This is a genomic window from Aromatoleum toluolicum (genome assembly GCF_012911005.2).
In the GTDB taxonomy this organism is placed as follows: domain Bacteria; phylum Pseudomonadota; class Gammaproteobacteria; order Burkholderiales; family Rhodocyclaceae; genus Aromatoleum; species Aromatoleum toluolicum.
Genome location: NZ_WTVS01000012.1, coordinates 58,967 through 85,174 on the forward strand (window position 1 = coordinate 58,967; position 26,208 = coordinate 85,174).

Annotated in this window: 29 protein-coding genes; 18 read left to right on the forward strand and 11 right to left on the reverse strand. The window is 64.1% G+C overall.

Going from position 1 to position 26,208, the window contains the following annotated elements; translation table 11 throughout:
• Positions 1 to 93: 93 nt before the first annotated feature.
• Both GPA27_RS07645 and xseA read right to left on the reverse strand, forming a co-directional pair.
• Positions 94 to 681 (reverse strand): superoxide dismutase, encoded by a 588-nt coding sequence (locus GPA27_RS07645; RefSeq protein WP_050416747.1) that lies wholly within the window; start codon positions 679 to 681, stop codon positions 94 to 96.
• Positions 682 to 818: 137 nt separating this feature from the next.
• Positions 819 to 2,195, reverse strand: a complete 1,377-nt coding sequence (gene xseA / locus GPA27_RS07650) for an exodeoxyribonuclease VII large subunit (protein WP_211164884.1) — start codon at positions 2,193 to 2,195, stop codon at positions 819 to 821.
• A gap of 303 nt (positions 2,196 to 2,498) precedes the next feature.
• On the opposite strand from xseA, the gene GPA27_RS07655 reads away from it, so the two are divergent.
• The 8 genes from GPA27_RS07655 to ggt all read left to right on the forward strand — a co-directional run bounded on the left by GPA27_RS07655 (position 2,499) and on the right by ggt (position 9,467).
• A complete protein-coding gene (locus GPA27_RS07655) occupies positions 2,499 to 3,107 on the forward strand; it encodes a MotA/TolQ/ExbB proton channel family protein (RefSeq protein ID WP_169139147.1) in 609 nt (202 codons plus the stop codon).
• Positions 3,108 to 3,119: 12 nt separating this feature from the next.
• Positions 3,120 to 3,539, forward strand: a complete 420-nt coding sequence (locus GPA27_RS07660; RefSeq protein WP_169139149.1) for an ExbD/TolR family protein — start codon at positions 3,120 to 3,122, stop codon at positions 3,537 to 3,539.
• 59 nt (positions 3,540 to 3,598) lie between these two features.
• Positions 3,599 to 4,612, forward strand: coding sequence for a tetraacyldisaccharide 4'-kinase (gene lpxK, locus GPA27_RS07665; RefSeq protein ID WP_169139151.1), 1,014 nt, complete (start codon positions 3,599 to 3,601; stop codon positions 4,610 to 4,612).
• On the forward strand, positions 4,593 to 4,784 hold the full coding sequence (locus tag GPA27_RS07670) for a Trm112 family protein (RefSeq protein WP_169139153.1): 192 nt from the start codon (positions 4,593 to 4,595) through the stop codon (positions 4,782 to 4,784). The genes lpxK and GPA27_RS07670 overlap by 20 nt, the downstream gene beginning before the upstream one ends.
• Positions 4,785 to 4,786: 2 nt before the next feature.
• Complete coding sequence (kdsB, locus tag GPA27_RS07675) at positions 4,787 to 5,563, forward strand: 3-deoxy-manno-octulosonate cytidylyltransferase (RefSeq protein ID WP_169139155.1); 777 nt, start codon at positions 4,787 to 4,789, stop codon at positions 5,561 to 5,563.
• Between the two features lie 68 nt (positions 5,564 to 5,631).
• Positions 5,632 to 6,285, forward strand: coding sequence for an adenylate kinase (gene adk / locus GPA27_RS07680; RefSeq protein ID WP_169139157.1), 654 nt, complete (start codon positions 5,632 to 5,634; stop codon positions 6,283 to 6,285).
• Between the two features lie 85 nt (positions 6,286 to 6,370).
• The gene (locus GPA27_RS07685) at positions 6,371 to 7,627 is read left to right on the forward strand and encodes a 6-phosphofructokinase (protein WP_169139159.1); all 1,257 of its coding nucleotides are present in this window, start codon (positions 6,371 to 6,373) and stop codon (positions 7,625 to 7,627) included.
• Positions 7,628 to 7,721: 94 nt separating this feature from the next.
• Positions 7,722 to 9,467: a gamma-glutamyltransferase gene (gene ggt, locus GPA27_RS07690; RefSeq protein WP_169139161.1), complete on the forward strand. Its 1,746-nt coding sequence runs from the start codon at positions 7,722 to 7,724 to the stop codon at positions 9,465 to 9,467.
• A gap of 33 nt (positions 9,468 to 9,500) precedes the next feature.
• Here the strand turns inward: ggt and GPA27_RS07695 are convergent, their stop codons facing one another.
• A complete protein-coding gene (locus GPA27_RS07695) occupies positions 9,501 to 10,130 on the reverse strand; it encodes a YbhB/YbcL family Raf kinase inhibitor-like protein (protein ID WP_169139163.1) in 630 nt (209 codons plus the stop codon).
• Positions 10,131 to 10,237: 107 nt separating this feature from the next.
• Positions 10,238 to 11,773, reverse strand: a complete 1,536-nt coding sequence (murJ, locus tag GPA27_RS07700) for a murein biosynthesis integral membrane protein MurJ (protein ID WP_169139165.1) — start codon at positions 11,771 to 11,773, stop codon at positions 10,238 to 10,240.
• A gap of 123 nt (positions 11,774 to 11,896) precedes the next feature.
• Between murJ and rpsT the strand changes: the two genes are divergently transcribed.
• Positions 11,897 to 12,163: a 30S ribosomal protein S20 gene (gene rpsT, locus GPA27_RS07705; RefSeq protein WP_169139167.1), complete on the forward strand. Its 267-nt coding sequence runs from the start codon at positions 11,897 to 11,899 to the stop codon at positions 12,161 to 12,163.
• Positions 12,164 to 12,255: 92 nt separating this feature from the next.
• Here rpsT and GPA27_RS07710 read toward each other — a convergent pair whose 3' ends face one another.
• Positions 12,256 to 12,552: a DUF3579 domain-containing protein gene (locus GPA27_RS07710; RefSeq protein ID WP_169139169.1), complete on the reverse strand. Its 297-nt coding sequence runs from the start codon at positions 12,550 to 12,552 to the stop codon at positions 12,256 to 12,258.
• 294 nt (positions 12,553 to 12,846) lie between these two features.
• On the opposite strand from GPA27_RS07710, the gene GPA27_RS07715 reads away from it, so the two are divergent.
• The 8 genes from GPA27_RS07715 (at position 12,847) to GPA27_RS07750 (ending at position 18,607) form a co-directional block, all read left to right on the forward strand.
• The gene (locus tag GPA27_RS07715; RefSeq protein WP_169139171.1) at positions 12,847 to 14,019 is read left to right on the forward strand and encodes an aspartate aminotransferase family protein; all 1,173 of its coding nucleotides are present in this window, start codon (positions 12,847 to 12,849) and stop codon (positions 14,017 to 14,019) included.
• A gap of 11 nt (positions 14,020 to 14,030) precedes the next feature.
• On the forward strand, positions 14,031 to 14,954 hold the full coding sequence (gene argF, locus GPA27_RS07720) for an ornithine carbamoyltransferase (RefSeq protein WP_169139173.1): 924 nt from the start codon (positions 14,031 to 14,033) through the stop codon (positions 14,952 to 14,954).
• Positions 14,955 to 15,111: 157 nt separating this feature from the next.
• Entirely contained in the window at positions 15,112 to 16,341 is a 1,230-nt protein-coding gene (locus tag GPA27_RS07725) for an argininosuccinate synthase (protein WP_169139175.1), read from the forward strand.
• 12 nt (positions 16,342 to 16,353) lie between these two features.
• Positions 16,354 to 16,584, forward strand: a complete 231-nt coding sequence (locus GPA27_RS07730; protein ID WP_050416734.1) for a DUF2788 domain-containing protein — start codon at positions 16,354 to 16,356, stop codon at positions 16,582 to 16,584.
• Positions 16,585 to 16,598: 14 nt separating this feature from the next.
• A complete protein-coding gene (gene ppnP / locus GPA27_RS07735) occupies positions 16,599 to 16,922 on the forward strand; it encodes a pyrimidine/purine nucleoside phosphorylase (RefSeq protein ID WP_169139177.1) in 324 nt (107 codons plus the stop codon).
• A gap of 21 nt (positions 16,923 to 16,943) precedes the next feature.
• Entirely contained in the window at positions 16,944 to 17,429 is a 486-nt protein-coding gene (locus tag GPA27_RS07740; RefSeq protein ID WP_169139179.1) for a YajQ family cyclic di-GMP-binding protein, read from the forward strand.
• Between the two features lie 20 nt (positions 17,430 to 17,449).
• On the forward strand, positions 17,450 to 17,647 hold the full coding sequence (locus GPA27_RS07745) for a YjfB family protein (protein ID WP_169139181.1): 198 nt from the start codon (positions 17,450 to 17,452) through the stop codon (positions 17,645 to 17,647).
• A 345-nt stretch (positions 17,648 to 17,992) separates the two neighbouring features.
• Entirely contained in the window at positions 17,993 to 18,607 is a 615-nt protein-coding gene (locus tag GPA27_RS07750) for a GspH/FimT family pseudopilin (protein ID WP_256222836.1), read from the forward strand.
• A gap of 78 nt (positions 18,608 to 18,685) precedes the next feature.
• On the opposite strand, the gene GPA27_RS07755 is transcribed toward GPA27_RS07750, so the two are convergent.
• The 6 genes from GPA27_RS07755 to GPA27_RS07780 are packed head-to-tail and all read right to left on the reverse strand — an operon-like array spanning position 18,686 to position 24,960.
• Positions 18,686 to 19,219, reverse strand: a complete 534-nt coding sequence (locus tag GPA27_RS07755; RefSeq protein WP_169139182.1) for a GspH/FimT family pseudopilin — start codon at positions 19,217 to 19,219, stop codon at positions 18,686 to 18,688.
• Positions 19,216 to 22,341: a pilus assembly protein gene (locus GPA27_RS07760; RefSeq protein ID WP_169139183.1), complete on the reverse strand. Its 3,126-nt coding sequence runs from the start codon at positions 22,339 to 22,341 to the stop codon at positions 19,216 to 19,218. The genes GPA27_RS07755 and GPA27_RS07760 overlap by 4 nt, the downstream gene beginning before the upstream one ends.
• Before the next feature lie 36 nt (positions 22,342 to 22,377).
• Positions 22,378 to 22,866: a PilX N-terminal domain-containing pilus assembly protein gene (locus GPA27_RS07765; protein ID WP_169139184.1), complete on the reverse strand. Its 489-nt coding sequence runs from the start codon at positions 22,864 to 22,866 to the stop codon at positions 22,378 to 22,380.
• A complete protein-coding gene (locus GPA27_RS07770) occupies positions 22,863 to 24,014 on the reverse strand; it encodes a PilW family protein (protein ID WP_169139185.1) in 1,152 nt (383 codons plus the stop codon). The genes GPA27_RS07765 and GPA27_RS07770 overlap by 4 nt, the downstream gene beginning before the upstream one ends.
• Before the next feature lie 5 nt (positions 24,015 to 24,019).
• A complete protein-coding gene (pilV, locus tag GPA27_RS07775) occupies positions 24,020 to 24,598 on the reverse strand; it encodes a type IV pilus modification protein PilV (protein ID WP_211164885.1) in 579 nt (192 codons plus the stop codon).
• The gene (locus GPA27_RS07780; RefSeq protein ID WP_269469647.1) at positions 24,595 to 24,960 is read right to left on the reverse strand and encodes a type IV pilin protein; all 366 of its coding nucleotides are present in this window, start codon (positions 24,958 to 24,960) and stop codon (positions 24,595 to 24,597) included. The genes pilV and GPA27_RS07780 overlap by 4 nt, the downstream gene beginning before the upstream one ends.
• A gap of 270 nt (positions 24,961 to 25,230) precedes the next feature.
• Between GPA27_RS07780 and GPA27_RS07785 the strand changes: the two genes are divergently transcribed.
• Complete coding sequence (locus GPA27_RS07785; protein WP_246260990.1) at positions 25,231 to 26,202, forward strand: sensor histidine kinase; 972 nt, start codon at positions 25,231 to 25,233, stop codon at positions 26,200 to 26,202.
• Positions 26,203 to 26,208: the final 6 nt, after the last annotated feature.

Below are 26,208 nucleotides of genomic sequence, written 5' to 3' on the forward strand. Positions count from 1 at the left end.
AGTATATTCAGAAACGGCGAGGCCTCCGCCCTGCGCCGCAGGGGGAGGCCTCGCGGCCGGCCTCCGGGGAGGCCGGCCGATGTCGTGCGGGGATCAGGCGGCGAAGTTCTTCGCGGCGAAGTCCCAGTTGGCGAGGCTGTTCAGGAAGGTCGCGACGAAGTCCGGGCGACGATTGCGATAGTCGATGTAGTAGGCGTGTTCCCACACGTCGATACAGAGCAGGGCCTTGTCGCCGGTCGTCAGCGGGGTGCCGGCGGCGCCCATGTTCACGATGTCGACGCTGCCGTCGGCCTTCTTCACCAGCCAGGTCCAGCCGGAACCGAAGTTGCCCACGGCCGAGGTCGTGAAGGCCTTCTTGAAGTCCTCGAAGCTGCCCCACTTGGCCTTGATCGCGTCGGCCAGCGCACCGGTCGGTTCGCCGCCGCCGTTCGGCTTCATGCCGTTCCAGAAGAAGGTGTGGTTCCACACCTGCGCGGAGTTGTTATACACGCCGCCAGCGGGCGCCTTCTTGATGATCGCCTCGAGGTCGAGATTCTCGTACTCGGTACCCTTGATCAGGTTGTTCAGGTTGGTTACATAGGCCTGGTGGTGCTTGCCGTAGTGGAACTCCATGGTCTCGGCCGAAATGTGCGGAGCCAGGGCGTCCTTGGCGTAGGGCAGGGGGGGCAGGGTATGTTCCATTTGTTCTCCTTCCTGTTTTGTTTCAGGGTTGTCGGGGTTAAAGCCTGACTATTCTAGTCGGGATTTGACCCCGCTGGCAATCCTGCGGGCCGTGCTGCCTGTCCGCGGGGAGATCTCCTGGCGCGCTGAGGCGCCCTTCATGCTTCCGTGCTATTCACGATAGCACGCAGGCGCCCGATTGCGAGTTCCACCGAAATTTCCTCGCCTGCCGTCGTCTCGTCGGCGGCCCGCAGGATGCGGCCCTCGGCATCGCGCGTGATGCTGTAGCCGCGTGCCAGCACCGCCTGCGGCGCCAGGTGCTGCAGGTGGGTCGCCAGCGCAGCGAGCCGCTCCGCGCGGCGCTGCACCAGTTGCTCGCCCGCAGCGCCCAGCCGCTGCGCCGCGCGGACGCAGCGTTCCATGTCCCGACGAAGGTCGGGCTTGCGGGCGACGAGGCGCAGTTCCAGGACGCGCCGTGCACCTTCGAGGCGCTCCAGGCGGCGCGTCATCGCCGCGCCCAGGCGGGCGGCGATCCGTTCGCTGCGTTCGCGCGCGAGCCCCAGCCGCTCGCGCGGATGCACCAGCCGCAACGCCGCCCGGTCCAGCCGCTGGGCCAGTCCGTGCAGACGCCGCTCCATCCCCACCGACAGGGATCGTTCGATCTCACTGACGCGGGCGCGCGCGGCGTGGTAGCCCGCGCTCGCCAGTTCGGCCGCGCCGGTGGGCGTCGCCGCGCGCACGTCGGCGGCGAAATCGGCGATCGTGAAATCGGTCTCGTGGCCCACTCCGGTCACTACCGGCACCGGACACGCACGGATCGCGCGCGCCAGCGCCTCGTCGTTGAAGGCCCACAAATCCTCGATGCTGCCGCCCCCGCGCACCAGCAGCAGCAGGTCGATGCCGTCTTCCGCAGTACGTGCATCCGCCGTGCGCACGGCTTCCGCGAGCCTTGCGCCGGCGTCCGCGCCCTGCACCGGAGACGGGTAGAGGACGACCTCCAGGTGCGGCGAACGCCGCTGCAATGCCGCCAGCACGTCCTTCCATGCCGCGGCCGCGGGTGAGGTCACGACGCCGATGCGGCGCGGGTAGGGCGGCAGTTCCCGCTTCGCCGCCGGATCGAACAGGCCTTCCGCCGCGAGCTTCTCCTTGAGCCGCAGGAAGGCCTCGAACAGGTTCCCCTGTCCGGTCTGGCGCAAGGCCTCGACGCTGAGCTGGAAATCGCCGCGTGCTTCGTACAGCGTCACGAGCGAACGCGCGTCCACGCGCATCCCGTTCTCGGGGCGGAACGGCAGCAACTGGGCGCGATTGCGCCACATCGTGCAGCGAACCTGCGCCTGGGCGTCCTTCAGCGTGAAATACAGGTGGCCAGACGGCGCCCGCGTCAGGTTGGAAATCTCGCCGCTCACCCACAGCAGCGGGAAGCGCGCCTCGAGCGTCTCGCGGGCGACCCGGTTGAGCGCGGAAACGCTGATCGCCCGGCTGGCGCCGTTCGTGTCCTCGGGGCCGCCGAGGGGGAGGGAAACGGTGTTCTGCATGGGCGGGATTGTAGCGGAATCCACAAGGGGGCCGTTCTGTCAATGGTGTATTTACGAACCCCTGAAGTATTTAAGGATATTTTCAAGTAGCTGTTTTTAAACGAAAAAATTGTTGCTTAATTTTTCAGCGAAGTAAGAAAACGCTTGTCGCGACAGCTATTTGGCGACTAATTCGCGAAGAATCCACAAACTTATCCACAGGTTTTGTGGATTCTTGCTGTCCCCATGACAAAGGGTTGCGCCCTTGCCGTGTTCGCGGCCGGGGGTTAGAGTTCTTCTTTTTTCGAGCTCCGGAGTTCCTGCGTGTTCGCGCTCATCCAGTCCGCGGGCTGGCCCGTCTGGCCCCTCCTGCTGGTATCCATCGTTGCCGTCGCCCTCATCATCGAACGCGGCGTGACCCTGCGTCGCTCGCGCATCGTGCCCGACGGGCTGCTCGACAAGGTTCTTGCCGACCTGCGCCAGAAGGGCGCCACGTCCGAGATGGCCAGCCGCGTCGCCGCCCATTCCCCGCTCGGGCGTGTTCTCGCCGCCGGGCTGCGCAACGTCAGCAGTTCGCGCGAAGTGATGAAGGAGTCGATCGAGGAAACCGGTCGCGCCGTTGCGCACGAACTCGAGCGTTTCCTCAACACGCTCGGTACCATCGCGTCGATCGCCCCGCTGATGGGCCTGTTCGGCACCATCGTCGGCATGATCGACATTTTCGCAGCCCAGGGCGGGGCCACGACCAACCCGCAGCAGCTCGCGCAGGGCATCTCGACGGCCCTTTACGCCACGGGCCTGGGCCTGATCATCGCGATCCCCTCGATCATCTTCTGGCGCCATTACCGCGCGGTCGTCGATGGGTTCGTCGTCGACATGGAGCAGCAGGCGATCAAGCTGGTCGAGGTCGTGCACGGCGACCGTCGTCCCTGAGCGGGAATGCGCATGAACTTCCAGCGCGGACGCAAGCACGAAGCCCCGGACATCAACCTGATCCCCCTGATCGATGTCCTGCTGGTACTCATCATCTTCCTCGTTCTGACGACGACGTATTCCAAGGTGTCGGGGCTGGAGATCAATCTGCCCACGGCCGACACCAAGGCGGCGGAAGTGACGCCGAACGAGATCGTCGTCGCGGTAAACGCGGCCGGCGACGTGCTGGTCAACCGCCAGCCGGTCGGCGACAAGAACATCAACGCGATCGCTGCGGCGCTCGGTCGCGCCGTTCCCGCCGGCGGAAAGGATCCGGTCGTCGTCATCACGGCCGACGCCAAGGCGGCCCACCAGAGCGTCATCGACGTCATGCAGGCAGCGCAGCGTGCGGGCCTGCCGCACATCACCTTCGCTACCCAGTCCGCTCCGTGAGCTGTTGCGCCGCCGGGGCGTCGCCGACGCCTCGATCGCTGCTGCCGCGCACCTGATCCATGGCGCGCAGCAGTCCAGTCTGGTGGCAGGACCGGTCGCCCCAAGCGCACCTGCTGCGCCCCCTGTCGGCGCTGTTCGGAGCGCTCGCCGCGGCGCGGCGCGGCCGTTACCGCAGTGATCCGCGGCGTGTCGAACGCCTGCCCGTTCCCGTCATTGTCGTCGGCAACATCGCCGTCGGCGGCAGCGGCAAGACGCCGGTCGTCGACTGGCTCGTGCGCGAATTGCGCGCTGCAGGGTGGGTGCCCGGAGTGGTCAGTCGTGGTTATGGCGGTAGGGTCGGCGGCGTCTCCGTCGTGCCCCCGGATGGCGATCCGTCGCTGTACGGCGACGAGCCCGTCCTCCTTGCACGCCTGACCGGCGGCGCGGTCGCCGTTGGCGCCGACCGTCCGGCCGCCGCGCGTGCGCTGCTCGCCGAACACCCCGAATGCAACGTCATCGTGTCCGACGACGGGTTGCAACACTACCGACTCGCACGCGACATCGAGCTCGTGGTCGTGGATGAACGCACGCTGGGCAACGGCTGGCTGCTGCCCGCCGGCCCGCTGCGCGAACCGCTTTCCCGGCTGCGCGAAGTCGACCTCGTGATTGCGCACGGCCCGCTCTCGGCCGGCCTGAAGCAGGCGATCGGCGCCACGCCGGTGTTTCCGATGCGACTCGAAGGCGATACCTTCATTGCCCTGCACGATGGCGCGAAACAATGCCGGTCCGCTGCATTCCAGGGGCGCCGCGTGCATGCGGTCGCCGGCATCGGTCGCCCCGAGCGATTCTTCGATCAGCTGCGCGCGATGGGGCTGGACGTCGTGCCCCATCCATTCCCCGACCATCACCCGTTCACCGCCGCCGACCTCGCGTTCGCGCCCGGCGAGGCGAAAGTCCTGACCAGCAAGGATGCGGTAAAATGCTCGGCTTTCGCGCCTGCCGACACTTGGGAATTCCCGGTCAGGGCACAGATTCCGGCGGGCGCGGCCGAACAAATCCTGGAGAAACTGTCGCATGGACGCCAGACTGCTTGAAATCCTCGTGTGCCCCGTCTGCAAAGGCCCCCTCGACTTCGTCAAGGACAAGCAGGAACTCGTCTGCAAGGCCGATCGTCTTGCCTTCCCGATCCGCGACGGCATTCCGGTGATGCTCGAGGAAGAGGCGCGCCAGCTGCCCACCGAAGAAGTCGACGCGCTGCGCCGCTGAGCATGGCGGGTTTTCACGTCGTCATTCCGGCGCGCTACGCGTCGACGCGACTGCCGGGCAAGCCGCTCGCGGACATCGGCGGCAAGCCGATGGTCGTGCGCGTGCTCGAGCAGGCGCGCAAGGCGGGACCGCTGTCCGCGTGGGTCGCGACCGACGATGCGCGCGTCGTCGATGCCGTGCAGGCTGCCGGCGGTGACGTGCTGATGACGCGCGCCGATCACCCCAGCGGCACCGACCGCCTTGCCGAGGTCGTTGCCGCGCTCGGCTGGGGCGATGACGAGATCGTCGTCAATGTCCAGGGCGACGAGCCACTGATCGATCCGGCCCTGATCGCCGACGTCGCCCGCGCGCTCGCCGACACGCCGGAGGCCGCGATCGCAACGGCCGCGCATCCGCTGCACGATGCCGCCGAGCTCTTCAATCCGAACGTCGTCAAGGTCGTGTGCGACGCGCGCGATCAGGCGCTGTACTTCTCGCGCGCCCCGATTCCGTGGGCGCGTGACGACTTCGCGAAATCGCGCGACCTCATCCCCGCAGGGCTGCCGGTGCAGCGCCACGTCGGCATCTACGCCTACCGCGTGGACTTCCTGCGCCGCTACGCAGGTCTCGCGCCGTCGCCGCTGGAAAACTGGGAAGCGCTCGAGCAGTTGCGCGCGCTGTGGCACGGCTACCGCATTCGGGTACTTACGGTCGAACGCGCGCCGGCAGCGGGCGTCGATACCGCGGAAGACCTCGAGCGGGTCCGGGCGGCGTTTGACCGCGCGGGGCGAGTCGAGTAAGTTTCGGGCTTCATTTTTTGGGAACCATGCGGCCTTACCGGCGCGGCATGACAGGGAGGAGAGGATTCATGCGTTTGATTCTGTTGGGACCCCCGGGAGCAGGCAAGGGCACTCAGGCGAACTTCATCAAGGAAAAGTTCGGCATTCCCCAGATTTCCACCGGCGACATGCTGCGTGCCGCGGTCAAGGCCGGCACCCCGCTCGGCATCGAAGCCAAGAAGGTGATGGATGCGGGCGGCCTGGTTTCCGACGACATCATCATCGGCCTGGTGAAGGACCGCCTGCAGCAGGACGACTGCAAGACCGGCTACATGTTCGACGGCTTCCCGCGCACGATTCCGCAGGCTGACGCGATGAAGGAAGCCGGCGTGCCGATCGATTTCGTCCTCGAAATCGACGTTCCCGACAGCGAGATCGTCGAGCGCATGAGCGGCCGCCGCGTGCACCTCGCCTCGGGCCGCACCTACCACGTCAAGTACAACCCGCCCAAGGTTGCCGGCAAGGACGACGTGACCGGCGAGGAGCTCATCCAGCGCGATGACGACCGCGAGGAAACCGTGAAGAAGCGCCTCGAGGTCTATCACGCCCAGACCAAGCCGCTGGTCGAGTACTACACCAAGTGGGCCGCCTCCGGTGCGGCTTCCGCCCCGAAGGTCCGCAAGATCGAAGGACTCGGCGCGGTCGACGCGATCACCGCGCGCGCTTTTGACGCGCTGAAGTAAGCGGGCGTCTCCGGTACGAGCGCGGCGAGCGGCGGGAGCCATCCCGTTTCTCGCCGCGTTTTCCTTTGCATCACACGAGAGCGCGATGGCCAGGACCAATCTACTCTATGCGCAGTCGGGGGGCGTCACCGCGGTCATCAACGCCTCCGCGGCGGCGGTCATCGCCGCGGCCCGCGAACGCGACGACGCCATCGGGACGATCTTCGCCGCGCGCCATGGCATTCTCGGTGCCCTCGACGAGGATCTGATCGACACGGCCGCGCTCGGCGCCGACGATCTCCAAGCGCTCGCGCACATGCCGGGCGGGGCCTTCGGGTCGTGCCGCTTCGACCTCGATCCGCCTGACCGCAATGCGGCCCAGTACGACCGCCTGTTCGCGGTCTTCGCCGCCCACGGCATTGACCAATTCCTCTACAACGGCGGAAACGGCTCGATGGACACCGTCGCCAAGGTTTCCGCCGCGGCGCGCGCGCGCGGCTATCCGTTGGTGTGCGTGGGCGTGCCCAAGACGGTCGACAACGACATCGAAGGCACCGACTGTTCGCCCGGTTTCGGCTCCGCCGCCAAGTACGCGGCAGTGGCGATGCTGGAAGCCGGCCTCGACATCGCGTCGATGGCCTGCAGCACCGGGCGCGTCTTCGTGCTCGAGGTGATGGGGCGCAACGCCGGCTGGATCGCCGCCGCAACCGCGCTCGCCGCACGCACGGCGGACGCGCCGCCGCACATCATCCTGATGCCGGAAGTGCCGTTCGACGAAGGCGCCTTTCTCGCCGTCGTCGACGCGACCGTAAGGCGCCTCGGCTACTGCGCCGTCACCGTGTCGGAGGGGATCCGTCGCGCCGACGGCACCCTCGTGATGGAACAGGACCACGACCGCAAGGGGCACGTGCAGCTCGGCGGCGCGGGCCAGTGCATCGCGCGGCTGATCCACGCGCGTCTCGGCCACAAGCACCACTGGGCCATTCCCGATTATTTGCAGCGCGCCGCGGGGCACCTCGTTTCCGCCGTCGATCACGCCCAGGCGTGTGCCGTCGGACGCGCCGCTGTCGAAGCCGCCATCGCCGGGCGCGACTGCGTGATGCCCGCCATCCGGCGCCTGTCCGACGATCCCTATCGCTGGGAGATCGTGTTCCGCGACGTGGCCGCGATCGCCAGCCTCGAACGCCGGGTTCCCGCCCATTTCATCCGCGCCGACGGGCTCCACGTCACCGACGCGGCGCGGCGCTACCTGCACCCCCTGATCGAAGGGGAGGTGTATCCCGCATACGCCGGCGGTGTGCCTGACTACCGGTGTCCGCGTCTGTCTTCGGTCCCGCGACAGCTCGCCGCCTACGTCCCCTGAAACGTCGCGATACACTCCGCGGGCGCAGGCATACGGCGGCTGGGCGTATCGTTCCGGCATGCCAACCCGCCGTCATGCGGAACTCGGAGGGAACATGAACGTATCGCGAACGTCGCTGGCGGCTCTGCTGGCGGTATGGCTGGCGGCGCTTCCCGCGCCCACCCCTGCCTTCGGACAGGTTCCCGTTCAGCCCGAAGCCGCGACCGGTTTCCGCGTGAAGCCCGCCGTCGTGGCGCCGCAGGCGATGGTCGTGACCGCGAATGCGCACGCGACGAACGCCGCCGTGAGCGTGCTGCGCGACGGCGGCAGTGCCGTCGATGCCGCGATCGCCGCCGCGCTGGTGCTCAATGTCGTCGAGCCGCAGTCGTCCGGCATCGGCGGAGGGGGGTTTCTCGTCCACCATGATGCGCGAAAAGGCCGGACGAGCGCGTGGGACGGGCGCGAAACCGCGCCGCGAGCCGTGGACGAGCGTCTCTTCCTCACGGCGCAAGGGGACAAGATGGCCTTCTACGACGCCGTCGTGGGTGGGCGCTCGGTCGGCGTGCCGGGGCTGCTGCGCATGTTTGCCGAAGTCCATGCCCGGCATGGCCGGCTGCCCTGGTCGCGCCTGTTCCAGCCGGCGATCCGCCTCGCCGCTGACGGCTTCGCAGTCTCGCCACGCCTGCACACCCTGATCGCGCAGGATCGCTTCCTGAGTCGCGATCCGTCCGCGCGGCAGCTCTTCTTCGATGCCGACGGGCGCCCGCTGGCGGAAGGGGCTACGCTGCGCAATCCCCCGCTCGCCGAGGTCTTGCGCACCGTCGCGGAGCAGGGCGCGGATGCCTTCTACGCAGGACCGATCGCGCGTGACATCGTCGACGCAGTCGCCTCCGGCCCGAACCCGGGGGCCCTCTCCCTCGGCGACCTCTCCGGCTACCGTGCGGTCGAGCGTCCCCCCTTGTGTGGCAGGTACCGCGTCTACCGTGTCTGCGGCATGCCCCCGCCCAGCTCGGGTGCGGCCACCGTGCTGGCCATGCTTGGCATGCTCGAACGCTTCCGGCTCGCCGAGATCCCGTCCGACTCGGCGTTCGCGGCCCACCTGTTCAGCGAGGCGGGGCGGCTCGCGTTCGCCGACCGTGATGCATGGTATGGCGACCCCGCTGCGATGCCGGTCGCGCCGGCGCGACTGCTCGCGCGGGAGTATCTCGACGGTCGCGCACAACAGATCCTGCTCGACGACAGCCTCGACCGGGCCCTGCCCGGCTCCCCGGGCAAGGCGGCAGCGCCGCAAGCGGTAAACGTCGAGCAGCCCGCGACCTCCCATGTCTCGGTCGTCGACGCCGCGGGCAACGCCGTCTCGCTGACCGCCTCGATCGAGGATGCCTTCGGCAGCCGGCGCATGGTGCGGGGCTTCCTGCTCAACAACCAGCTCACCGACTTTTCCTTCGTGCCCGCCGACGAGCGCGGCCCCCATCCGAACCGCGTCGGTCCGGGCAAGCGCCCCCGCAGCTCGATGTCGCCGACCCTCGTGTTCGACGCCGGCGGAAAACTCCATGTCGTGATCGGCTCGCCGGGCGGCAGCCAGATCATCAACTATGTCGCGGAAAACCTCGTCGGCCTGCTCGACTGGAACATGGCGCCCGACGCCTTGCTCGCGCGCCCGCACGTCGGCAGCCGCAATGGCCCCACCGAAGTCGAAGACCGCGCCGACGCACGGCAACTGGCGGCGGGTCTCGCAGCCTTCGGCCACGAAACCGTGATGCGCGACCTGACCAGCGGGCTGGGTGTGATCGTCAGGCGCGGCCGCGAATGGGTCGGCGCGGCCGACCCGCGTCGCGAGGGCGCTGCCGCCGGATACTGAGTCGCCGGCCGGTGTCCGTCTTCGGCGGAATGCTCAGCCACGCAGCGACGGATTCAGCGTGTAGGTGCCGGTGAGCTTCGCTTCGGCAAGCACGTGGCCGGCGATCGCGTTGCGCACCTGGGCTCCCCCGAACTGGCCGTCGAGGTTGCAGCATTCCTTTTCCAGCGCGTACAGCGTGAACACATAGTGGTGCACAAGCTCGTCGTTCCACGGTGGGCAGGGGCCGTCGTAGCCGTGGTAGTTCCCGCGCATCGCTTCGTCTCCGGCAAACCACGCCGTGTAATCGTTGATGCCCTGACGCGTGCCGAGCGGCCCTTCCGGTCCGTTCTTCCCGCCCGGCGTAACGCCATCCGAAAAGCTGCCGGCGGCGATTTCGCGCAGGTCCGCCGGCAGGTCGATAACGACCCAGTGAAAGAAGTCCACGCGCGGCAGGCTCGCCGGTACGACGCGGCCCTCCTGGTTGACGCCGTCACCCTTGCTCGGCACGTCCGGGTCGTGGCAGATCAGCACGAAGGACCGCGTTCCCGCCGGCACCCCGCTCCAGGCCAGATGCGGATTGCGATTGCTGCCGAGGCATACGTGCCCCTCGGCGGCAGGAATGCAGAACGAGAATTCGCCGGGGATCGGCGCGCCGTCGGTGAAGCTTTGGCTGCTGAGTTTCATGCCAGGGAACTCCTTCGATGTCGATCGGGAGAATCAATCGCTTCATTGTAGTGCCCCCGACGGTGTCCGTGGCGCAGCGACCGCGACGCGGCGCGCCCGCGCGCCGCTCACGCCGCGCGGCGGCGAAAGTCCCGCAGGCGGATCCCCAGCGCGAACAGGGTCAGGAAGTACGCCGCGACTCCTCCCAACACGACGGCGGACAGGCGCAGCACGCGCGTCGTCGCATGCTGCGCGTACCACCACGGCTCGTCGCCCATGCCGAACCACAGCACGACCCCCAGGACTGCCAGCGCGACCAGCAGGCGCAGCGTGAAAATCCCCCAGCGCGGCTGCGGCCGATAGACCCCGCGGCGACGCAAACCCCGGTACAGCAGCGCCGCGTTCAGCAGCGAAGCGAGCCCGATCGACAGGGCGAGGCCCGCGTGCTTGAGCGGCACGATGAAGGCGAGGTTCATCAATTGTGTCGCGCCCAGCGTGATCAGCGCGATCTTCACCGGCGTGCGGATATCCTGGCGCGCATAGAAGCCGGGCGCGAGGATCTTCACCAGGATCAGCCCACTCAGCCCGACGCTGTAGGCGACGAGCGCGAGGCGCGTCTGCTGCACGTCCGTTACCGTGAAGGCGCCATGCTGGAACAGCGTCGACAGCAGCGGCACGGCCAGCAGCGCCAGCGCCAGGGCGGCCGGCAGCGTGAGCATCAGCGTCAGGCGCAGTCCCCAGTCGAGCAGCGACGAAAACGCTTCCGGCTGCTCGTCCGCGTGCAGCTTCGACAGGCTGGGCAGCAGGATCGTCCCCAGCGCCGCACCGAGCAGGCCCGCCGGGAACTCCATCAGGCGATCGGCGTAATACAGCCACGACACGCTGCCGCTCTCGAGGAAGGACGCGAAGATGGTGTTGATGATCAGCGACACCTGGCTCACCGAAACGCCCAGCATCGCCGGCAGCATCAGTCTGGCGATGCGGCGCACGCCCGGATCCGACAGGTTCAGGTCGAAGCGCGGCAGGAGCCCGATGCGCGCCAGCGGGCGCAGTTGCAGCGCCAGTTGCAGGACCCCGCCGATGAACACCGCCCAGGCCAGCGCGAGGACCGGCGGGTCGAACCACGGTGCGGCGAACAGCGCCATGCCGATGAAGGAGAGGTTCAGCAGCACCGGCGTGAACGCGGGAATGGCGAACCGGCTCCAGGAGTTCAGCACGCCGCCGGCAAGCGCTACCAGCGCCATGAACAGGATGTAGGGGAAGGTGATGCGGGTCAGTTCGACCGTCAGTGCGAACTTGTCGGGCTCATCCGCAAAACCCGGCGCGGATATCCAGATGATCAGCGGCGCGGCCACGATGCCGATCGCGGCCACTGCCGTCACGGCCAGCGCGAGGGCGGTCGCCACGCGGCTGACCAGTTGGTGCGTCTCCTCGGGGCCCTGGCGGTTCTTGTATTCGGCGAGAATGGGCACGAAGGCTTGGGAAAATGCTCCCTCCGCGAACATGCGTCGCAGCAGGTTGGGCAGGCGGAACGCGACGAAGAATGCGTCGGTCGCCATGCCGGCGCCGAAGGTGCGCGCGATCACGAAGTCCCGGACGAAGCCGAGGATCCGCGACAGCAAGGTCATGCTGCTGACGGTGGCAAGGGCGCGCAACAGGTTCATCGGAGGCTGCCGTGGCAAAAGACGCGATGATAGCCGCAGTCGCTCGCCGGTGCACTTGCGCCTTGCCGATCGAATGGTTAAACTCGCGCGTTTTCAAGAACCACTCAACGGAAGAACATAGATATGGCCAACTCGGCACAAGCCCGCAAGCGCGCCCGTCAGGCGGTCGTGGCCCGCGCTCACAATGGCAGCCTCCGTTCTCGTCTGCGTACCGCGATCAAGGCTGTGCAAAAGGCTGTCGTCGGTGGCGACAAGGCTGCTGCTCAGGCGGTGTTCCGCACCTCGACGAGCACCATCGACAGCATCGCCGACAAGAAGATCATTCACAAGAACAAGGCTGCCCGCCACAAGAGCCGCCTGTCCGCAGCGGTCAAGGCGATGGCTGCCTGATCCTCGCGTTCTTGCGATAAAGAAAACGGCGACCGAGGTCGCCGTTTTTTATTTCCGTTTTACTTGTGCGCGCTTGCCGTTGCTCGCCTTCGTCAGATCTTCACCTGCTCGTCGTCGATGCGGTCGACGACCAGGTCGTTGTCCTTTGCAAAGTTGATCAGGAACTTGTAGGCGAGGGGCTCGATGTCATACAGCTGGGCATCCACCAGTACCGCCTTGTGACCCTTGAGCGTGCATCCCGGGCGCACATGGGGCGAGTACATCATCCGGTTGTCGGAACCGAAGGCCGACATGATTCCGCACAGCCGATCGGCCCAGTCGCTCGGGCGGAAGGTCTTTCCTTCGCGCGTGACTCCAATGATGACGAAGCTTTCGATCGATTGGCTCATAGGGCGAGACTCGGCGGCTGCGGGAATTTCCGGGGGATTGGTGCGCCGGCTGCGGCCGGAACTGCTGGCACCGCGAAAGACGGGGCGGATTCTAGCAGAAATCCCCTGCTATATCCCGCGATGCGGCGGGCGATTCCGGAATGTGGATGTTGCCGTGAGCCCCCGGGCGACTATCCGCGCAGGCTCCCGAACCTATACAACGCCTGCGGTTTTCGCTTAACATCGGCTTCCAACCTTTTCACGGCGGCATGTGCCGCCGTGTGCGTTTCTGCTACATCCTGAACGGGGTCCCCCATGTCGCATCTCATGAACACCTACGCCAGATTGCCCGTTGCTTTCACGCATGGGGAGGGCGTCTGGCTCTTCGATGAGACCGGCAAGCGCTACCTGGATGCGCTTTCGGGCATTGCCGTGTCCACGCTCGGCCACAACCACCCGCGGCTCGTGCGCGCCATTTCCGAGCAGGCGGCGAGCGTGCTCCATACGTCCAACCTGTACCGCATCCCGCTACAGGAGGAATTGGCCGACCGCATCGCCGCCCTGTCCGGCATGGACGAAGTGTTCTTCTGCAATTCCGGTTGTGAAGCCAACGAGGCTGCCATCAAGCTCGCGCGCTTCTACGGCCACAAGAAGAACGTCGACCATCCCGAGATCATCGTCATGGAAAACGCCTTCCATGGCCGCACGCTCGCCACGCTTTCGGCAACGGGCAACCGCAAGACTCAGGCCGGTTTCGAGCCGCTCGTGACGGGCTTCGTGCGCGTCCCGTACAAGGACATCGGCGCGATCCGCGCGGTGGGCGAACACAACCATAACGTCGTCGCCGTCATGCTCGAGATGGTTCAGGGCGAGGGCGGCATCAACATCGCCGACGACACCTTCCAGCGCGAGCTGCGCGCGATATGCGACGAGCGCGGCTGGCTGCTGATCTGCGACGAGGTGCAATGCGGGATCGGCCGCACCGGCCACTGGTTCGGCTTCCAGCAGTCGGGCGTCAAGCCGGACATCATGACCTTGGCAAAGGGCCTCGGTTCGGGCGTGCCGATCGGTGCCTGCGTCACGGCAGGGCGCGCTGCCGGCCTGTTCTCGCCTGGCAATCACGGCTCGACCTTTGGCGGTAATCCGCTCGCGTGCGCTGCGGGCCTTGCGACCCTCGCCGAGATCGAGGACAAGGCCCTGCGGGAGAGCGCCGTGCGTGTCGGCGATGCCATCCGCAACGGCATGCGCGAAGCGCTGGACGGCGTGGCAGGGGTCGTGGACATCCGCGGCCGCGGCCTGATGATCGGCATCGAGCTCGACCGCCCCTGCGGCGATCTCGTGCGCCAGGCGCTCGAGGCGGGCCTGCTGATCAACGTCACGGCCGAGCGCGTCATCCGTCTTCTGCCCGCGCTCGTGTTCACCGAGCAGGACGCCGGAAACCTCGTGTCGGCGCTCGCGCCGCTGGTGCGCAAGTTCCTGACGCAATAAGGAGGCCCGGGATGAACACGCCGCGGCACTATCTGCAGTTCAAGGACTTCACGCGCGAGGAGTACGACTACCTGTTCGGCCGCGTGCGCTGGATCAAGGACAAGTTCAAGCGTTACGAACCGTATCACCCGCTATTCGACCGCACGCTGGTCATGATCTTCGAGAAGGCCAGCACCCGCACGCGCCTGTCCTTCGAAGCGGGCATGCAGCAGCTCGGCGGGTCTGCGATCTACCTGAATACGCGCGACTCGCAGCTCGGCCGCGGCGAGCCCGTCGAAGACGCGGCGCAGGTCATCTCGCGCATGAGCGACGTCGTGATGATCCGCACCTTCGAACAGGACATCATCGACCGTTTCGCGGCGAATTCGCGCGTGCCGGTGATCAACGGGCTGACCAACGAATACCATCCCTGCCAGATCCTGGCCGACATCTTCACCTTCATCGAGCATCGCGGCTCGATCCAGGGCAAGACCGTCGCCTGGGTGGGCGATGCCAACAACATGTCCTACACCTGGCTGCAGGCCGCCGAGGTTCTCGACTTCAAGGTCCGCGTGTCGACGCCGCCGGGCTACGCAATCGATCCGGCGCGTGCCGGCCTTGCCGGCACCGGACACTTCGAACTGTTCGCCGACCCGATGGAGGCGTGCCGCGGTGCCGATCTCGTGACCACGGACGTGTGGACGTCGATGGGGTATGAAGCCGAGAACGAGGCGCGCATGAAAGCCTTCGCCGACTGGTGCGTCGATGCCGACATGATGGCAGCGGCGAATCCGGGTGCCCTGTTCATGCACTGCCTGCCGGCACACCGCGGCGAGGAGGTCACCGCCGACGTGATCGACGGTCCCCAGTCCGTCGTGTGGGACGAAGCGGAAAACCGGCTGCACGTGCAGAAGGCGTTGATGGAGTACCTCGTGCTCGGGAAGGTCGACAGCTGACGACTCGGCCCGGCGCACGCGGAGCGACCGCGCGTGCAGGGCGAGCCGGAGGAACGGCAGTTGACCGGGGAGCGAAGTTTTCGCCGACCCCGGAGCGAAAAGCGGTCGTGGTGACACGGCCAATCAGTCAAGCGGTAAGGAAAGAGCGGAAATCCACATGAGCGACGTCAAGAAAGTTGTCCTCGCCTACTCGGGCGGACTCGATACCTCAGTCATCCTCAAGTGGCTGCAGGACACCTACAAGTGCGAAGTGGTCACCTTCACGGCCGATCTCGGCCAGGGCGAGGAACTCGAACCCGCGCGCCAGAAGGCACTGAAATTCGGCATCAAGCCGGAGAACATCTTCATCGACGACCTGCGCGAAGAGTTCGTGCGCGACTTCGTCTTCCCGATGTTCCGCTGCAACACCGTCTACGAGGGCGAGTATCTCCTCGGCACCTCGATCGCACGTCCGCTGATCGCCAAGCGCCAGATCGAGATCGCCCGCGCCACCAACGCCGACGCCGTGTCGCACGGCGCGACGGGCAAGGGCAACGACCAGGTTCGTTTCGAGCTCGGCTACTACGCGCTCATGCCCGGCGTGAAGGTCATCGCCCCGTGGCGCGAATGGGACCTGCTCTCGCGCGAGAAGCTGCTCGCCTACGCCGAAAAGCACGGCATTCCCATCGAGATGAAGCACAAGCAGGGCGGCTCGCCGTACTCGATGGACGCCAATCTGTTACACATCTCCTTCGAAGGCCGTCATCTCGAGAACCCCGCCGCCGAAGCGGAAGAATCGATGTGGCGCTGGACCGTTTCGCCCGAGGCCGCACCGGATGCCGCCGAATACGTGGACCTCGAGTTCGAGAAGGGCGATCTCGTCGCGATCAACGGCACGCGCATGAAGGCGCATGAACTGCTGGCCGAACTGAACAAGCTCGGTGGCAAGCACGGCATCGGCCGCCTCGATCTCGTCGAGAACCGCTATGTCGGCATGAAGTCGCGCGGCTGCTATGAAACGCCGGGGGGAACCATCCTCCTGCGCGCGCACCGTGCCATCGAGTCGATCACGCTCGACCGCGAAGTCGCCCATCTCAAGGACGACCTGCTCGCCCGTTACGCGAGCCTGATCTACAACGGCTACTGGTGGAGCCCCGAGCGCCAGGCGATGCAGGCGCTCATCGACCACACACAGCAAACCGTCAATGGCTGGGTCCGCCTCAAGCTCTACAAGGGCAACGTCATCGTCACCGGCCGTGACTCGAAGACCGATTCGCTGTTCGACCCGACGATCGCGACCTTCGAGGACGACCAGGGCGCGTACAACCAGAAGGATGCGCACGGCTTCATCCGCCTCAACGCGCTGCGCATGCGCATCGCAGCGAACGCGCGCAACAAGCGCGGTTAAGGAGCTGTCTGGATGGAGGGTGACCCGATCATATTCGGGCTGACGGTAGCGGAATTCGAGGACTGGTCGCTCAAGATCCTCGTTTCCGCGCTGATCGTGTACATGTTGTTCATCATCGGCAACCTCGCGAAGCAGTCGAAGGCAGGGCGCTACGGAACGATCTGGCTGTTCGTCGCCCTCGGCCTCGGCTTCATCGGGTTCATCGCCAAGAGCTTCATCCAGAAATTCATGGGTATCGAATAGGGAGGCCCCGTTTCATGAGCATTACCGAAAAGATCGACGGCGTCGCCGTCACGACCAAGGCCAGCGTCTATTTCGATGGCAAGTGCATCTCGCACGGCATCACCTTCGCCGACGGCACCCGCAAGTCGGTCGGCGTGATCCTGCCCGCGACGCTGACGTTCAATACCGGGGCGCCCGAGATCATGGAAGGTGTCGGCGGCAGCTGCCGCGTGCGGCTGAAGGGCGAAACCGGGTGGACCACCTGGGGGGCTGGCCAGTCCTTCAACGTTCCGGGCAATTCGAGCTTCGATATCGAAGTGACCGGCGAGCCCTATCACTACGTCTGCCACTACGGCTGATCTTCGCGCAGGGAGCCGAACATGCCGTCTTTCGACATCATGTCCGAGGTCGATCAGCCCTCGCTGAAGAACGCCCTGGACGTCGCCAACAGCAAGATCGCCGGGCGCCATGACTTCAAGGGCACCAGCGCGAAGCTCGAACTCGGCGACAAGCTGATCACGATGTTCGGCGACACCGACTTCCAGCTCGACCAGATGAAGACCATCCTGCTGCCCGAGATGACCAAGAAAGGCGTCGACGTGCGTTGCCTCGACTACGGCGACGTGCAGAAGATCTCGGGCAACAAGGTCAAGCTGGAAGTGAAGGTCCGGGTCGGCGTCGAGCAGGATCTGGCCAAGAAGATCGTCAAGCTCCTCAAGGACAGCAAGATGAAGGTCCAGGCGGCGATCCAGGGCGACGTGGTGCGCGTTTCCGGCGCCAAGCGCGACGTGCTGCAGGACGCCATCGCGCTGGTCAAAAAGGAAATCGTCGATTTCCCGCTCCAGTTCGGCAACTTCCGCGACTGATACCGCCAGCCGGAGGCGTCATGGACATCACCACAATCGCATCCATCGCCTCCGCCAACGCATCGACCTCCCTCAAGGCCCAGGCTTCCGTCCTGGTCCTCAAGAAAGCGATGGAGTTGCAGACGCTCAATGCGGCGCAACTCCTGCAGGCTCTTCCCGCTCCTGCTGGCCCGACTCCGGGCGCTAGGCTGGGTAGCGTAATTGACACGTTTGTATAAAGTATCTCGGGGTCCCGTAACAGGTCAGTCGCCTACGAACTACGAGACCACGAGCGTCGGGACCTTCTGTCGTTGCGTCGGGCTGGCGTTGTTCGCCGTCGTCGCACACCACAATGCCTTTGACCTCGGGCTTAGTTCCTGCGAGAGGGCGGCAATCCGTCTACTCAGTCAAGACTGCCTCGACACACCGATGACGTAGCGAACCACGCGCTTTATCCGGCGACGACTTTGTCGTTACCGTCGATTGCGCTAACCGGTTGCTTCCCCAGAGTTGGATTGTTAATTAATTTGAATACGCCTTTGGAATAATTTAAAGGTTGATGTAATATCATTCGTCATTTTTTGATGGAACGAGGTGACGAGGTGTCGAGGCGAATCGGAGATTGTCCTGAGTACGAGACAGTCCGTCGTTCGCTTCACAGATATTCGCATCGGCACACGGCATTGAGCCGAGGATTTTCGTTAGTCGAGATCATGCTCGTGATCGCGATAACGGCGGTTCTTGCCGCTTCGGCAGCTCCGAGTCTTGCAGCGCTGGCGCGAGAGTCCCGGCTCACGACGTCGGCCAATGATCTTCTTGGCACGCTATATTTTGCTCGTTCGGAGGCCGTCAAGCGTAGTCGCCGCGTCAGTATCTGCACCACCATATCGCTGTCCGAATGCGCAAGAAGCATCGGATGGCAGCACGGTTGGCTGGTGTTTGAGGATCTTGATGACGACGGCGAGCGAGACGTGATCGAACCGATCTTGCTCTTGTCGGAGCCCCGAGATCCATCACTTGTGATCGTGGGTAGCACGCCAGTCCGCGATTACATATCCTACGTTCCCACCGGCGAGACGAGAGCCTTCACTGGAGCCCTGCAGATGGGTGTTCTTACGCTATGCGATCAGGGGGCTGCACGGCAAGTGATAATCAGTGCGACCGGCCGTCCGCGTATCTCGGGGAAGCTTGCCTGCTAGGGCGCTACGGAGGGCGCGCAGCAACCTTTCGCGCGTCGTGCGGGAAGAGCGCTGTGCGTCGAGGCCGGTCATCGGGTCTCAGGGGCATGAGGCGTTCGTCGTCTTGCTGACTGATGTACGTCCCGTTGTGCTGATTGTGATCACGCGTTCCTGGGGGCCGACGCTTGGAGCGTGGCGACACACGGTCAAGGTTGCTGCCGTAGTGCCGACTCCGGCGGGCCGAAAGTCGACACGTTCAATCGCGCTCGCCTCCGTGATCCGGAGCCCGGTCGGAAGAGCTTCCTCGCGATGCAGGACGGACGTCCCGCTGATAACGATCCATCCCTGCTCCCAGGAGCCCGTGTCGCAGGACGTTCCCGTCGAGGATACGCACAGGCTTACCGTTGCGTTTCTCTTGATGGCCTCGCTGCGCGCAAGCATTGCGCCGCCCGAAAGGCTGTTTGCGTAGGCCGCAAGTTTGCTTCCGAGCAGCGTGTCGGTAAATGACGGGACGGCAATCGCGACGAGGATTGCCATCACGGCAACGGTGACCATCATCTCGACGAGCGTGAACCCGGACGCCCGTTGCACCCACGGGAGCGGTGCGCGAGGCTGCTCAATGAACGAACTCATTGTTGCACCCGCCAGTATGTCCGGATTCGATCGGTTCCGAAGCTCTTGCCACCGGGGCCGAAGCAGTTCGGTCCGGTGCACACGGTGTCGATCTTCTTCCCGTTGATCTGGACCGGCGCATAGACCGGCGACGGCAGGAAGCCGCCGCCTTCGATCTTTTCGGAGCGGTCTTGCCCGTTGATCACGCCATCCGCATTGAGGTCGCGAGTCGCATTGCCCGTCTCGAATCCCACTGAGTAAAGGCGCGCTTCGCCGAGGTTGCTCGTGCACTCCCCTGGCGTGGGTGGGGTTGGACGATTGGTGCCGAAGAACGTGGTTCCGAAAACGGTGATCGCGTTACCGACGACCTTCTCGCCGGTCGCCATCGTCATGTACCAACCCTTCGAGTTGGTAAGCAGGGGGGACTCCTGGTGAGGATTGCTCGTCACATCCTCGAGATCGCTCTCCGTGCAGGTAGCCGGCGCGTCGGTCGTGCCGCAGAAAAGGCCGCCCGTGAGACTGGTGAATGAGTCGCGCAGCATGTAGAAGCGATTGACCACCGTGGTGTCGAACGGATGTTCGCGGTCGCCCGAGCCGACGAGGACGGCATCGTACGTCCTGCCGAACACAACGTCGGGCTTGTTAAGGAATTTGCGCGCGCTCGGACCGCTGCCACCAAGAGACGCGATCTTGTAGGTCGCCCAGTTGTCCGGGTTTGCATCGTCGATATCGGAACGCCAGACGTTGCCCTTGGTATCCGCAGTGTATATGCGATCCTGCGAGCCATTGTTGTCGCGATCGACGACGGTGACGTCGCTGGGAACGCTCCCCATTTCGCCCGGGATGATGATGTGCTTGACGAGCGCCCCGGTTCGGCCATTGACGACGAAAATGCCGCGGCCCTTGTCGTTGACGGTGGCCGTCGACAAGTCCTCGTTCTCGGAATCGTAGCCCGCGCCGAAAATCACGACCGGATCGTCGGTGACGGCACGGATGCGCGCCGGGCGCGGAGCAGACCAAGTCTGGCCGAGTTCCAAGAAGTCAGTCTGGGAACTGTCGATTTTCCATAGATGCTTCGGATCATCGGGGTTGCTGACGTCGAGTGCATACAAGAAACGTCCGCCGCGCCGCATGCCGACGTATAGATAGACCTTGTCGCCATCGGCGGCAACGATCCGTCCGTCTCCGTTTGCGTCCTTCTGATAAATGGAGACGGGGCCATCGGCGAAATAGGGTCTCGGCGATGCGGTCGAGATGTCGGGCGAATTATCCCTGAGTCGCTTCAGGTCGCCATAGAACTCCGGGAATACGATGCCCCATTTCTCGAAACCGTCGCCTTCTTCAGTCGCGGTGGCATCGGCAAGTCCGCCCTTCACGGCATGGAATACGCCACCGTTCGTGCCGTAATAGACGACGATGTCACGATCGCCATCCGTGCGGTTGTAGTTTACCACCGCGGGTCTCGAATGCAGGAGGTCGCCGTGAATGCGTGCACGTACGTCCGTTAGTATCGGGGCATCGCTCGCATCCTTATTCTTGTTTTCATTTTCCTGATTGTCCTGTCCGCGGATCCAGTTGATCAGAGCCGTTCGTTCAGTCGAACCGGCGGACAACGTGGTATTGCTTGTCAGTGTACTGTTCTCGGTGCTGAAGAGCATCGACGAGTATGAAGCTCCGGTCGAACAGGCCCCATTGCAAGTATATAATTTCCGACTTGTCTGACTCGACGCAAATTTCGTGCGTAGACGCTGGGCCGCGCCTCCCTTCTCGACGATTGCACCGTCGGGTGCGTCGCTCGCCGACGGTGGCGTCCCCATCTTGTCAAATTCCCAATAGCTCGAGCTCGTGGTCCAGAAACTGGTCTTGTCAGGCAGCAGGAAGCCCTTGACGGTGTCCTCGACGCCTTCTTTGTTACGGTCCGCGAGCATTGGCTGATCATTGGCGTCGAGCGCGATCTGATACACCTTGAGGTTGCCTGGCCAGCGGGGCCGAGCGTCCTTGTCGGGGCGGAACTGGCCCATGTAGACTTGGTTCAGGAAGGTGCCGCGCACGTTCACGCTCACGGGAAGGGTCACTGCCGCAAACACAGAGTTTACCGCCTGCATTTTTTGCAGCATGCTGATGAACGCTTTCATTGCCTTCTGTCCGTCACTTGCTTCGTAGTACTCCCCGCCGCCTAGGCTTGCAGCGCTGCGCAGAAGTTCGCGGGAGCTCTTGACCGGCGCCGTGTTGTAATTGGCGTCGGCCGGGTTCTGGACGGCGATCGTATAGGTCGTGACGGTCTGAGTTCCGGTTATCGACGGAACGACATCCTGCTTGTTCAGCGTACGTGCGTATTCGTCGAACCAACTGCTCATGAGGTTAGAAGGGGTAAAGGGAACCGGGTCGGTGCTGAGGATCCCGCCAATTCCTGTGAGCAGGGTTCTGGTGTCGTTCTCCTCGCCGGAGTCCGGGCCGCCATTGCCGACGAAAATGATGTAGTTGTCGGCGCAGGCGTCGCCTGCCGGGCTTACATAGTTCTGGCCGCTTCTCGCAGCGTTATCGTATTGGCTGCTGTCGAAACCGACATAGGCTGCCCGTCCACCGAAGTAGAGATAGGCTTCATGCATCGATTTCGCGTACGGCGCGTTGTTAGCCTGCGGAATCCCCGTGGGGCTGCTGGACGTGTTGTTGATCTTGGCGAGCAGCGAGCTGCGGTTCGCCGCGACCTCCATCGATCTGACATGTGAACGGACGTAGCCGCCGCGACCGGAACCCGAGGGGTTGGCAAGCATCAGGCCAAGATTGATTCCGCTGAGGAGTTTATCGACTTCGGCCCGCGTTACGCAGCCCTCGGGATTGCGTGACTCCCCGGACTCCGTCTCGGTCACAACGCAGCTCGGGAAGTACGGGGAGTTCAGTGGGTCGACGATGTTGTTCAGCACCTGTCGGAGCATCTCCAGTTTCTGACCGCTGGAACCGTTCAGTAGTGTGACCTGGGAGTTATTGCTGGCGGCGTTGTCGAGAACCAGGACGACGTTCGGCCGCGTGCCGGTGATATCCGGATTCGTGAGAAAAATGTCGATGTCCTCGGCTGCGGCGGGCCAGGAGAATCCCAGAACCATTAGCGCGACGGCCTTCGCAAGCGGTTTTGTGCGTGTCATGTTCGTTATTCCAGATGCAGCGGTTTCGGTATGGGATCAGGTGCAGGGGTTCGGGCTTGCCGGCAGGGTGATCTTCACGCCCTGATGGACTTCCGCACGCGCACCGGTCGTCGTGTCATTGACCGTCGCGGTAATGTCCCAGTAAGTGACCACGAATCCGGTTGCCGACCCACTTCCGCCTGGTCCGCCCTCGATCAGGACGTTTGGATTGGTGTCGGCGCTTGTGTAATCCTTGATGCTTACGGAGGAAATGCATACCGGTGCTGCCACCGAAACGCTATAGGGCCCCACCGACTCAGTCTTTGCGGCAGGAGCAAAGAAAATGGTATCGGTGCTGATGACGCGTTCAATCGCGACGTTCGCGGCCGCGACTGCTTCGTCGCGCGTCTGCATGTTGCCGACCGCCTTGAGGTTGCCGGTGCTGAGATTGAAGGCGCTGGTGACGATCAGCGTGATCAGGACGAGCAGAATCAGGCCTACGACAAGCGTTGCTCCACGCTGGTGGCAACCTCTGGATGCGATCATGGCGTTTCCCTGCGGCCGGAAGGATTGACGAGGCGAACCGTGCGTGAGAAGACGTGGCGTTTGAAGTTGTCGTTCTTCGCGTCCACCGTGGTTTCCCCGAGGTCGTAGGTTTTCGTGTCGGTGTATCCGGGTGTCGGTTCGAGGTTTCGCGCCAGCACGTGCACCCTTACCGCGACCGTGTTTGCCAGGAGGAAGCAGCGCGAGCCGGCGACATCGCATGCAGTTGTCGGTGCGGCCGCAATCTGCGCGGTCGTGACAAAGCGGTCCGCAGAGCCGTCGCCCGGGTTGGTTGCACTGATCGGTAAGCCATTCTTGCCGTTCTCATCGACACCGTACTCTACGCGGAACTCCTCGATGCCTTCGATGAATGGTTGCGGCGTCCCATAGGCGCCATTTTCCAGGGAAGCGCGCATCAGCGTCGGCTGATTACTGCTCGTTGCAAGGTAAAAGATATGTGAGATCACCTTACGCAAGGGGGCGTCGATAGCTGCCACCGGTGTCGGCGGGCAAGCCTTGTCCCGAAGGGGAAATGCTGCCGTCGATGGAGTGTCCCCGGAAACAGCCATCGCATAGAAGGGTTCTGTGGCGCCGGGTGAGACTTCGCTGCGACAAGTCGAAACTTGAATATGCGGCCCGGTATCCGCTCCCTCCGCGCAGTCGGCCGCCCCGCGCGCACAGGTATTAGCGTGGCGAATGACGAGAACATCGCTCGTGCCCAGCACGCTGCCGCTGGTGATGCCGCAGCCGGTCAATGCAGCCCCGTTCGCATACCCTTGGACCGGAATGGCAAGGAGATTGTCCTTGTATGCGGAAGTCCAACTCGCGACAGCGGCGCAGGGATCGGGAATCGCATTGGCATTAGCGAATGTGGGGGTGGGGTCGGTGCTCGTGTAGTCGAGTTCCCCCCAGTAGCCAGCGTGCACGAGATCGCTTTCGAGAAGTTGGACCGCGAACCGCCCGTTCTCTATCAGTATGTTGGTTCGCGCCATCTCGCGGTTGGTGCGCGAGACGTTGAGAAAGACCGCGAGGAGTGCGGACATCAACAGCAGGCCGACAGTCATCGCGACCATCAACTCGATCAGGGTGAATGCCCTTTGTCGTCGGGTCGAGAGGGCTCCGGTCGAACCGGTCCGGGTATTCTTCGTCATGGCCGTTAGTCCAGCTTCGCGATCTTCACTCTGGTCGTTACAACTCGCCGGCATCTGTCCGCAACGCAGGTCGAGCCGCTGGCGCCGTCGTAGCTGTCCTTCCCGCACGCTATGGCGGTGGGCGGAGGCGACAACGGGGTAAGCCCCTGCCAGGCGACCGTGATCAAATACTCGTCCGCCCCCAAATCCTCGATGCATCCGCGGCCTCCGACCATCGCCCCCATCAGCGTGCTGCCCGACGTTTCGGCTGCCCCTTGCAGGGCATTGCACCACTCGCCAATATCTATGTCCTTGCGGGATGACGTGTTGCTGATGGCCGGGCAGGTCATGCCTGCGCCAACCGGCGATGCGCTGCCGGTGACGTAGTTTGGTGCGGTCTTGCGGTTCGTCGTAAGCCGGCTGGCCATGTCGTTAAGCAGGATCACGGCCTGGGCGCGCTGGTAGGCTTCCATTTCGGATACCTGCAATCGTGACTGCAGGCCGGCCAGCCCCAGCAATCCGAGTGTGAGGATGATGATGGTGACGAGCACCTCGATCATCGTTGTGCCCCGTTGAGCGAGGGGGGAAGGGGTGGTGAGGATCATTTCCACTTTCCGGCTGGCGTCTTCACGCCTTCGCTGTTCAGGGTCAGTGCCCCGTCGCTTGCCTGACCACCAGTCGGCGTGAACGTGATCGTGAACGACGGTACGGCCCCGGTTCCCACCGTGATCGTGTACGAGTAATTAGTGCTGACCTCGGTCGGTAGGGCGTATCCGCTGGCTTCCAATGACGCCTTGCTCGCGTAGGCACGGTTCGCGAGAAGAAACTGCTGCTGGCGATTCGCAATGTCCATCATTTCTGCCTGCGCCGCAGCACGCTTGCCGCGGATGACGTACTGCTGATAGTTGGGCAGGGCGACGGCGGCAAGGATCGCGATGATAGCCACGGTGATCATCAATTCGATCAACGTGAATCCGCGAAGCGAAGGGCGAGGGGGAGTTTGCTGACGGCTCACGATATTTCCGGATTGAGGGGTTGGTCGATACGATCACCATGGTGGCTGAGGTGAGCATAGCGCCGGGCAGCATGCATCGCATGGATATCCGACGAGCGCGTAAATTTTGCGTACGAGTGGCGGTGCGCCCAACGATCACTTTCTGTGTAGCATGCACGAATGGGAAAGGGGCCTTATCCAGATATGCGGGAGGAACTCCCAGACTTCCGGAATCTCGGGGTGATGCTTCGCATCATCGTGATCGCGGAGGCTGCGAATCTTCTTTCGCTGATGGCGCATGCGCCGGAAGGAATTTCGTCGCTTCTGGTCGCTGCGAACTGGGGGGTGTTGTTCGAGGTTTCGGTTCTGGCCATCGTGCTGGTTCTGTTCATGCTGTCACCTTGGCTTGCGTCGTGCCCCTATCGCCGAGGCGTTTGTTTGGTCTGTGGCGTATCAGCACTGACGAGCGGGGGGCTGGATGCAGGTATGCAAGGGCTTGGCGGAGGTATTGCCGTTGCAAGTCCATTTACATCCATGGTGTTGGCGACCGTGATGGCTGCATTGATCCTGATGTATTTCAACTGGCGGCAAAGGGTCCTGTCCCCCGCACTTTCGAACGCCCGCCTGATGGCTCTGCAGTCGCGCATACGTCCGCATTTCCTCTTCAACAGCTTGAACACGGCGGTGTCCCTCGTGCGGCAGGATCCGCGCCTTGCGGAACAGGTCCTGCTGGACATGTCTGACCTGTTCAGAGCGTTACTTGCCGACAGTCGCTCACTGGTGCCACTTTCCGATGAGATCCGTCTCGCTGAGGCGTATCTCCAGATCGAGCAACTCCGCCTCGGCGAACGCTTGCGAATGCACTGGGCACTTGATTCTGCTCCGCTCGCCGCGCAGGTTCCGGTTCTCGTCCTCCAGCCCTTGCTGGAAAACGCGGTCAGGTACGGGGTCGAACCGTCGGCAGATGGCGGAGATGTGTACGTCTCAATAGGAGGCAATTCGCGCGAACTTGTCATCGAGGTGAGGAACTCGGTCTTGGGGGGAGACACACGGGCTCCGTCAGGGAACCGGATTGCGTTGGCGAACATCGAGGAACGCCTCGCTTTACATTTCGATGCCGAAGGCAGCATGCGAATCTCCTTGAAGGACAGGTTGTTCGTCGTAAAGGTCAGCATCCCGCGTTCGGCCTCAAGCCGGCGTGCCCGAGTGGCGTGACTTGTT

Coding starts and splice junctions, on each gene's coding strand:
- adk (WP_169139157.1), top strand. CDS start 5,632: ATGCGTTTGATTCTGTTGGGACCCCCGGGAGCAGGCAAGGGCACTCAG.
- GPA27_RS07765 (WP_169139184.1), bottom strand. CDS start 22,866: ATGATCGCATCCAGAGGTTGCCACCAGCGTGGAGCAACGCTTGTCGTA.
- GPA27_RS07715 (WP_169139171.1), top strand. CDS start 12,847: ATGTCGCATCTCATGAACACCTACGCCAGATTGCCCGTTGCTTTCACG.
- rpsT (WP_169139167.1), top strand. CDS start 11,897: ATGGCCAACTCGGCACAAGCCCGCAAGCGCGCCCGTCAGGCGGTCGTG.
- GPA27_RS07710 (WP_169139169.1), bottom strand. CDS start 12,552: ATGAGCCAATCGATCGAAAGCTTCGTCATCATTGGAGTCACGCGCGAA.
- murJ (WP_169139165.1), bottom strand. CDS start 11,773: ATGAACCTGTTGCGCGCCCTTGCCACCGTCAGCAGCATGACCTTGCTG.
- GPA27_RS07755 (WP_169139182.1), bottom strand. CDS start 19,219: ATGAGTTCGTTCATTGAGCAGCCTCGCGCACCGCTCCCGTGGGTGCAA.
- GPA27_RS07670 (WP_169139153.1), top strand. CDS start 4,593: ATGGACGCCAGACTGCTTGAAATCCTCGTGTGCCCCGTCTGCAAAGGC.
- lpxK (WP_169139151.1), top strand. CDS start 3,599: ATGGCGCGCAGCAGTCCAGTCTGGTGGCAGGACCGGTCGCCCCAAGCG.
- argF (WP_169139173.1), top strand. CDS start 14,031: ATGAACACGCCGCGGCACTATCTGCAGTTCAAGGACTTCACGCGCGAG.
- GPA27_RS07750 (WP_256222836.1), top strand. CDS start 17,993: ATGGAACGAGGTGACGAGGTGTCGAGGCGAATCGGAGATTGTCCTGAG.
- kdsB (WP_169139155.1), top strand. CDS start 4,787: ATGGCGGGTTTTCACGTCGTCATTCCGGCGCGCTACGCGTCGACGCGA.
- GPA27_RS07695 (WP_169139163.1), bottom strand. CDS start 10,130: ATGAAACTCAGCAGCCAAAGCTTCACCGACGGCGCGCCGATCCCCGGC.
- GPA27_RS07785 (WP_246260990.1), top strand. CDS start 25,231: ATGCTTCGCATCATCGTGATCGCGGAGGCTGCGAATCTTCTTTCGCTG.
- xseA (WP_211164884.1), bottom strand. CDS start 2,195: ATGCAGAACACCGTTTCCCTCCCCCTCGGCGGCCCCGAGGACACGAAC.
- GPA27_RS07760 (WP_169139183.1), bottom strand. CDS start 22,341: ATGACACGCACAAAACCGCTTGCGAAGGCCGTCGCGCTAATGGTTCTG.
- ppnP (WP_169139177.1), top strand. CDS start 16,599: ATGAGCATTACCGAAAAGATCGACGGCGTCGCCGTCACGACCAAGGCC.
- GPA27_RS07645 (WP_050416747.1), bottom strand. CDS start 681: ATGGAACATACCCTGCCCCCCCTGCCCTACGCCAAGGACGCCCTGGCT.
- GPA27_RS07745 (WP_169139181.1), top strand. CDS start 17,450: ATGGACATCACCACAATCGCATCCATCGCCTCCGCCAACGCATCGACC.
- GPA27_RS07730 (WP_050416734.1), top strand. CDS start 16,354: ATGGAGGGTGACCCGATCATATTCGGGCTGACGGTAGCGGAATTCGAG.
- GPA27_RS07725 (WP_169139175.1), top strand. CDS start 15,112: ATGAGCGACGTCAAGAAAGTTGTCCTCGCCTACTCGGGCGGACTCGAT.
- ggt (WP_169139161.1), top strand. CDS start 7,722: ATGAACGTATCGCGAACGTCGCTGGCGGCTCTGCTGGCGGTATGGCTG.
- GPA27_RS07770 (WP_169139185.1), bottom strand. CDS start 24,014: ATGACGAAGAATACCCGGACCGGTTCGACCGGAGCCCTCTCGACCCGA.
- GPA27_RS07740 (WP_169139179.1), top strand. CDS start 16,944: ATGCCGTCTTTCGACATCATGTCCGAGGTCGATCAGCCCTCGCTGAAG.
- pilV (WP_211164885.1), bottom strand. CDS start 24,598: ATGATCCTCACCACCCCTTCCCCCCTCGCTCAACGGGGCACAACGATG.
- GPA27_RS07685 (WP_169139159.1), top strand. CDS start 6,371: ATGGCCAGGACCAATCTACTCTATGCGCAGTCGGGGGGCGTCACCGCG.
- GPA27_RS07660 (WP_169139149.1), top strand. CDS start 3,120: ATGAACTTCCAGCGCGGACGCAAGCACGAAGCCCCGGACATCAACCTG.